This window comes from Hydrogenivirga sp. (assembly GCF_056450045.1).
Genome location: NZ_JBWONM010000073.1, coordinates 1 through 6,007 on the forward strand (window position 1 = coordinate 1; position 6,007 = coordinate 6,007).

Below are 6,007 nucleotides of genomic sequence, written 5' to 3' on the forward strand. Positions count from 1 at the left end.
TATGCGCTGCTCAACCTCTTCAAACATCCTCACATTTCTTGAATACAAGGCAGGCGTTGGTCCCGCCGAAGCCGAAGGAGTTGGAGAGAACAGCCCTCACGTCCATCTGAACAGCCTCGTTGGGGACATAGTCAAGGTCGCATTCGGGGTCTGGGTTCTCAAGGTTTATGGTGGGTGGGATAATTCCCGTCTCAACTGTCTTAACGGAGGCAACAGCCTCAACCGCCCCCGCAGCCCCGAGCAGATGCCCTATCATGGACTTGTTGGAGCTTACTTTCAGCCTGTAGGCGTGGTCTTTAAAGAGCTGCTTTATGGCAAGGGTCTCTATCTTGTCGTTTAGAGGGGTTGAGGTCCCGTGGGCGTTGATGTAGTCTATCTCATCGGGGTTGAGCCCCGCATCCTCTAAGGCAAGCCTCATGCACTCGTAGGCACCCTCACCGCACTCGTGGGGAGCCGTTATGTGGTAGGCATCGTCGGTTGCACCGTAGCCAACGAGCTCGGCGTATATCTTAGCACCCCTCGCCTTAGCCCTCTCGTACTCCTCAAGGACGAGAACACCGGCTCCCTCTCCCATCACGAAGCCGTCCCTGTCCCTGTCAAAGGGTCTTGAAGCCTTCTGGGGCTCGTCGTTCCTCGTTGAGAGCGCCCGCATCACCGCAAAGCCCGCAACACCCAGGGGCGTGACCGCAGCCTCAGTACCACCAGCTATGGCGGCGTCTATGTCCCCAGCCTGAATCATCCTGAAGGCATCCCCTATTGAGTGGTTGCCGGTAGCGCAGGCGGAGACAACGCAGTAGTTGGGTCCCTTGAAGCCGTGCCTTATGGCAACGTAGCCAGCCCCCATGTTGGATATTCCGTAGGGTATGAAGAAGGGGGAGACCCTCCTCGCCCCCTTGGTGGTTATCACCGAATGCTCCCTCTCAATATCCCTTAGACCTCCTATGCCCGTTCCTATTATCACACCCACCTTCAGGGGGTCATAGCCGGCATCCTTTATACCGCTGTCCTTTATAGCCTCTTCGGCGGCGGCAACGGCGTAGTGAACGAACAAAGAGAGCCGGGAGGCTTCCTTCTTGTCAAGGAAGCTCATAGGGTCAAAGTCCTTTACCTCTCCCGCGATCTTGACCGAGAGACCGAACTCGTCCGGGTCAAAGCTCTTTATGTAGTCTATACCGCTTACGCCCTTTACGAGGTTGTTCCAGAATTTATCAACGCCCGTGCCTATCGGGGTGACAGCCCCGAGACCGGTGACTACGACCCGTCTCCTCATCCACCCACCTTCTCCTTGAGGTAATTGATAACATCTCCAACCGTCTGTATCTTCTCGGCGTCCTCATCGGGTATCTCTATGCCGAACTCCTCCTCAAAAGCCATTATCAGCTCAACAACGTCCAGGGAGTCCGCTCCCAGGTCGTCCACGAACTTTGCCTCGGGAACTATCTTCTCCTGCTCCACGCCGAGCTGGTCGGCTATGATCTCCTTGATCCTGTCCTCAAGAGCCATCTTCTTCACCTCCGTAAATGGATTTAATTAAAAAAGACCTCCGTTAACATGAATTACCTCACCCGTCATGTAGCCCGACAGGTCCGAAGCCAAGAAGAGAACCACGTTTGCCACGTCCTCAGCCTTCCCGAACCTGTTCATAGGTATCTGGGAAAGGAAGCCCTGCTTTATCTCCTCGGGAAGACCCTCCGTCATGTCCGTTTCTATAAAACCGGGGGCAACTGCGTTCACGGTTATGTTTCTCGGGGCAAGCTCCTTCGCAAGGGTTTTCGTAAAGCCAACGAGTCCAGCCTTGGCGGCGGAGTAGTTAGCCTGCCCAACGTTACCTATGAAGGCAACGACTGAGGACATGTTTATTATCCTTCCCCACCTCTTCCTGAGCATATCCTTGACCGCAAGCTGGGTGACGAGGAAGGTTCCAGTGAGGTTGACCCTTATTATCTCGTCCCAGTCCTCGTACTTCATCCTTATAAAGAGGGTGTCCCTGTTCACACCGGCGTTGTTCACGAGTATGTCAACGGAACCAACCTCTTCCTTTATCTTCCCGAAAGCCTCCTCAACGGACTCCTTCACACCGATATCAAGACCGACACCAACAACCTTTCCACCCGTCCTCTGGGCTATCTCCTTTGCAACCTCCTTAGCCCTGTCCTCGCTCCTTCCTGTAACCACAACGGTAGCCCCCGCTTCGGAGAGCCTGAGGGCTGTCGCCCTGCCTATACCACGGGTTGAACCTGTAACAAGAGCTACTTTTTCGGAAAGGTTTATCATGATTGGCTACAAATTATAGCAGATTTGCCCCCGAATTGCTATATTAGTGTTTAAATGGGGGTTTTTCTAAGCTCAGCTCTTGCCTTTCTTCTTATCTTTCTGACCTCCTGCTCCGAAAAGCCCAAGGACCTGAAGACCTACGAAAAGGAGAACCCTTTCCCTACCGAGGAGTACAAGGAAGAAAAGGCGAGGGGAAGCTTACTTTCGGGAAGGGGGTGGGTTGACCTTTACGGGGAGAACAGGGCTGCTCAGCCGGGAGACCTCATATTCATATACGTGGTGGAGAGCATAAATGCCGTTGAGAGCCTCTCCAATCAGGCAGGGAGGTCTTCCGCCTTCTCAAACGCTATAAGCTCCTTCTTCGGTGTTCCTCAGAACACCCTCGCCAATCTCGGTTCCCAGGCGGAGGGAAAGTACGATACGAAGGCGGCGAGCAAGGTTCAGCAACAGGGGACCCTTACGACGAGGCTTGCCGGCAGGGTGGTAAAAGTTTACCCAAACAGGACGATGTTAATAGAAGCTAAGAAGTACATAGTGGTGAACGGAATGAAGAGAGAGTTCGTTCTCAGAGGGATAATCAGACCCGAGGACATTGACAGCAACAACACCGTATCCAGTGACAAGATTGCCAACATGGAGATATTCCTTGATGGAAAGGGATACATGGCTGAGGGAGGTAAGCCTGGATGGCTCGCAAGGATATTTGCCGTAATATTCCCCTTCTGATACTCTTCCTCTTTTCCCTCTCCTTTGGGGAGAGGATAAAGGACATCGCCTCCATAGAGGGGAGCAGGATAAACTACCTTCAGGGATACGGTCTCGTGGTGGGTCTGAAGGGAACGGGGGATGGAAAGGCTACCCAGTTTACGGTAAAGAGCCTCGCCAACGCCCTCCAGAAGATGGGTATAGTGGTTGACCCAAACAGGATCACGGTCAGGAACGTGGCAGCTGTCGTTGTTACCGCAAAGGTCCCTCCCTACGCAAAGGCTGGCATGAGGTTTGATGTGAGCGTTTCCTCAATCGGTGATGCCAAGAGTCTTGAAGGGGGTACCCTTCTCCTCACACCCCTCCGGGGTCCTGATGGAAAGATATACGCCTTAGCCCAGGGACAGCTCATAGTCGGCGGGTACGAGGCGAGGGGAAGGGGTGCGAGGCAGGTAAAGAACATCCCCACAGTAGGAAGGATACCAAACGGCGCCATCCTTGAGAGAGACCTTCCCTTTGATATGAACGTGTCTGAGGTGAACATAACCCTTGATATCCCAGACTTCACGAGCGCAAAGCTCGTCCAGGACGTAATAAACAAGAGGTTCGGAGAGGGCACAGCAACGGCGATTGACAGCGCAACGGTGAAGGTCAGGATACCCTCCGGTATGAACCCCGTTGACTTCTTAGCTCAGGTGGAGAACCTTGAGGTGAGCACCTCTCAGGTGGCTAAGGTAGTTATAGACGGGCGCTCGGGGACCATAGTCCTTGGCGGGGACGTGAGGATAAGCCCCGTTGCGGTCGCTGTGGGGAGCCTCGTCGTCAAGGTAAAGGAGATGCCCGAGGTCGTTCAGCCCCCACCCCTTTCGGGAGGAGAGACAAAGGTGGTCCCGAGGACCGAGATAACGGTTGAGGAGGAGAAGAGGAGGCTCGTTCCCCTCAGGGGCTCAACCGTTCAGGAGCTTGTCAACTCCCTCAACAGGATAGGTGCTACGCCGAGGGAGATAATATCCGTCCTTCAGGCTATAAAGGAGGCGGGGGCTCTTAAGGCTAAGCTGGAGGTACTATGAGCAGGGTTATCTTCTCAAGCCCTTCTTACAACTACAGGGAGCTTATAAAGAAGAAAGACATAAAGAGCATCGCAAGGGAGTTTGAGGCGATTTTGCTCAAACAGGTACTAAAGGAAACCTACAGACCCCTTATAAAGGGGAAGGATTTTTACCAGAGGCTTTACTACGACATGTTCTTGGAAGGTGTGAGCTCAAAGCTTGCGGAGGCGGGGGGTATAGGGATAGCGAGGTTTGTAGTTGAGAGTTACCAGAGGAGTTCCGGTGATAAGGAATTGAGGGAGATGGTCAGGGAGATGGTTCAGAGGGAAGGGCTTCCCTCCTGGGTTGCCCTGATACCGGAGATTGAGAGCGGATACAACCCACGTGCCGTGTCAAAGAAGGGGGCGGCAGGGCTGTGGCAGCTCATGCCCGAAACCGCAAGGAGTCTGGGGCTCAGGGTTGAAGGGGATACGGACGAGAGGCTTGACCCGGTGAAATCTACGAGGGCAGCCCTTTCTTATATAAAAAATCTCATCAGGAAATACAAAAGTCCGAACCTCGTCCTCATAGCCTACAACTGGGGTGAGGGAAATCTCCTGAGAGCCGGCATTGATAAGGTTTTAAACAACCCGGAGCTCCTTCCTCAGGAGACCCGAGATTACCTTGAGAGGTTCAAGGGAACGTTCTGAGGAGCCATAACTTCATCAGTGGGTTCTGAAAGGTTAACCTTCCACCTTTCTTGTCAAGGACATCCTTCTCAAGGAGGGATCTGATGCTCTTCTGTACAAGGTTGGCGCTCAGGGAGAGCTTCTCAAGAGACTCTTTCTTGTAGATCTCCTTTCCCCCTGTGTAGGCAACTAGTCTCAAGACTTTTCTTTGGATGTTGGTAAGCTCCTCCCAAAGGTACCAGAAAGTGTCCTTTTCACTTTCAATCAGCCTATCTACAGCTTTCTCAAACGCCTCTTCATCAACATCCTTCTCTGTTTCTTCCCAGACGAAGTGGAACAGCTGTTGAACGCCGTGGGGATGCCCTTCAAGGAGCTCAACTCCCTTCCTTATGAACGTATCAGAGATGTGCTTACCTGTTTTCTCAAACTTCTCCCCTATGAAGGGAATCCAGTCTTTGGCGGATATAGGACCGAGAGGGAACTTCTTGACGGACCTGTAAAAAGGCTCCTTCCTGTCGGAAAACATCCTTTCAAGGATGGACTTCCTGCTTCCGGAGAACAGGTAGGACACTGACCTTGAGTGGTTCTGTATAACACTCCTCAGCTTTGCGGAAAGCTCAAGCCTGTAAACCTCCTGAAACTCGTCAAACACAACACAGAGCTTCTTATCCGTCTTCTTGGCATAGGTAAAGGGAAGGTTCACCACCTCTTCAAAGGTTCTGTCTATCTCCCTTCTCTCAACGTGAAGGCTGAAGGTGGTGTTTCCATCTCTGTCCACGTTTACGCTGAAGGAGGGTCTGAAGTTCAAGACCTCCTTAAGGAGCCTCATAACCTTATCCGCTCTAGGTTCAAGAGCAGAAACCACAGCTGAGAAATAGAGCCTTATGAACTCTTCCTCCGAGGACACGGGAAAAAGGTCCAGATACACGGTCTTAACTCCCTGGTTTTCAAGTCTTTCGGAGAGCATGAAGATTAGGGATGTTTTCCCGTACCTTCTGGGTCCGTATATAAGGAGGTTAATTCCTGACATCACGTCCCTTTCAAGGCTTTCAAGCTCTTTCTCCCTGTTACAGAAATCTTCTCTTTCAACGACACCACCGAAGTAGAAAGGATTATACCTCATAGTATAAAATATTATATACCTCACAGCGTTATACCGCCAGGTATAAAATCCGTCTCCCTGGAGAAATCCTAAAGGAGTGGTAAAATTTGCGAACCTATGGTGGGTGTGGACATAGTCAGGAACGAGAGGATAGGCAAGGCTATAGAGAGGTTCGGGGAGAGGTTTCTGAGGAGGATATACACCGAGAG

At 52.1% G+C, this 6,007-nt stretch carries 7 protein-coding genes; 3 read left to right on the forward strand and 4 right to left on the reverse strand.

Annotated elements, in window-relative coordinates; genetic code table 11:
* Positions 1–19: 19 nt before the first annotated feature.
* Genes fabF through fabG form a run of 3 tightly spaced genes read right to left on the reverse strand, consistent with a single transcriptional unit; the run spans position 20 to position 2,274 of the window.
* The gene (gene fabF, locus AC1HCM_RS03020; protein ID WP_479460299.1) at positions 20–1,270 is read right to left on the reverse strand and encodes a beta-ketoacyl-ACP synthase II; all 1,251 of its coding nucleotides are present in this window, start codon (positions 1,268–1,270) and stop codon (positions 20–22) included.
* Positions 1,267–1,503 (reverse strand): acyl carrier protein, encoded by a 237-nt coding sequence (locus tag AC1HCM_RS03025; RefSeq protein ID WP_479460300.1) that lies wholly within the window; start codon positions 1,501–1,503, stop codon positions 1,267–1,269. The genes fabF and AC1HCM_RS03025 overlap by 4 nt, the downstream gene beginning before the upstream one ends.
* Positions 1,504–1,530: 27 nt before the next feature.
* The gene (fabG, locus tag AC1HCM_RS03030) at positions 1,531–2,274 is read right to left on the reverse strand and encodes a 3-oxoacyl-[acyl-carrier-protein] reductase (protein ID WP_479460301.1); all 744 of its coding nucleotides are present in this window, start codon (positions 2,272–2,274) and stop codon (positions 1,531–1,533) included.
* A gap of 54 nt (positions 2,275–2,328) precedes the next feature.
* Between fabG and AC1HCM_RS03035 the strand changes: the two genes are divergently transcribed.
* Genes AC1HCM_RS03035 through AC1HCM_RS03045 form a run of 3 tightly spaced genes read left to right on the forward strand, consistent with a single transcriptional unit; the run spans position 2,329 to position 4,717 of the window.
* A complete protein-coding gene (locus AC1HCM_RS03035) occupies positions 2,329–3,000 on the forward strand; it encodes a flagellar basal body L-ring protein FlgH (RefSeq protein WP_479460302.1) in 672 nt (223 codons plus the stop codon).
* Positions 2,961–4,049, forward strand: a complete 1,089-nt coding sequence (locus AC1HCM_RS03040; protein WP_479460303.1) for a flagellar basal body P-ring protein FlgI — start codon at positions 2,961–2,963, stop codon at positions 4,047–4,049. The genes AC1HCM_RS03035 and AC1HCM_RS03040 overlap by 40 nt, the downstream gene beginning before the upstream one ends.
* Positions 4,046–4,717 carry a transglycosylase SLT domain-containing protein gene (locus AC1HCM_RS03045; protein WP_479460304.1) on the forward strand — a complete coding sequence of 224 codons (672 nt, stop codon included), beginning with the start codon at positions 4,046–4,048 and terminating at the stop codon, positions 4,715–4,717. The genes AC1HCM_RS03040 and AC1HCM_RS03045 overlap by 4 nt, the downstream gene beginning before the upstream one ends.
* Here AC1HCM_RS03045 and AC1HCM_RS03050 read toward each other — a convergent pair.
* Positions 4,701–5,819 (reverse strand): AAA family ATPase, encoded by a 1,119-nt coding sequence (locus AC1HCM_RS03050; protein ID WP_479460305.1) that lies wholly within the window; start codon positions 5,817–5,819, stop codon positions 4,701–4,703. The genes AC1HCM_RS03045 and AC1HCM_RS03050 overlap by 17 nt on opposite strands.
* Positions 5,820–6,007: the final 188 nt, after the last annotated feature.

Excerpts from the sequence above, each read along its gene's own strand:
- fabF (WP_479460299.1), bottom strand. The coding sequence starts at position 1,270 with ATGAGGAGACGGGTCGTAGTCACCGGTCTCGGGGCTGTCACCCCGATA.
- AC1HCM_RS03025 (WP_479460300.1), bottom strand. The coding sequence starts at position 1,503 with ATGGCTCTTGAGGACAGGATCAAGGAGATCATAGCCGACCAGCTCGGC.
- fabG (WP_479460301.1), bottom strand. The coding sequence starts at position 2,274 with ATGATAAACCTTTCCGAAAAAGTAGCTCTTGTTACAGGTTCAACCCGT.
- AC1HCM_RS03035 (WP_479460302.1), top strand. The coding sequence starts at position 2,329 with ATGGGGGTTTTTCTAAGCTCAGCTCTTGCCTTTCTTCTTATCTTTCTG.
- AC1HCM_RS03040 (WP_479460303.1), top strand. The coding sequence starts at position 2,961 with ATGGCTCGCAAGGATATTTGCCGTAATATTCCCCTTCTGATACTCTTC.
- AC1HCM_RS03045 (WP_479460304.1), top strand. The coding sequence starts at position 4,046 with ATGAGCAGGGTTATCTTCTCAAGCCCTTCTTACAACTACAGGGAGCTT.
- AC1HCM_RS03050 (WP_479460305.1), bottom strand. The coding sequence starts at position 5,819 with ATGAGGTATAATCCTTTCTACTTCGGTGGTGTCGTTGAAAGAGAAGAT.